Here is a 232-nt window from a genome sequence, read left to right as displayed (position 1 = left end):
GAGGTTTTCTACAATTTTATGAAGAAGAAAATCATTATTTAATCCATGTCAATGAGAAATTTAATTACGAAAAACTTGTCATAGCACATGAGCTAGGGCATTTTTTTCTACACAAAAATGTTAACACATTTAAACTAGCAAATTGTTCTAGTGTTTTAGAAAACAAATTAGAACATCAAGCAGATGTTTTTGCTTCGGAAATCCTTTTAACAGATGAAATGTTAACTAATGC

1 protein-coding gene is annotated in these 232 nt (G+C 28.4%); it reads left to right on the top strand.

What is annotated here, in order from left to right; genetic code table 11:
• The coding region (locus SB749_RS21085; RefSeq protein WP_410712039.1) for an ImmA/IrrE family metallo-endopeptidase at nt 1–232 on the top strand (232 nt) is incomplete at both ends.

This window comes from Brevibacterium sp. SIMBA_078 (assembly GCF_046534565.1).
Taxonomy (GTDB): domain Bacteria; phylum Actinomycetota; class Actinomycetes; order Actinomycetales; family Brevibacteriaceae; genus Brevibacterium.
Note: the sequence above shows the minus strand (reverse complement) of the source record. Positions and strands in the feature narration are given on the sequence as shown.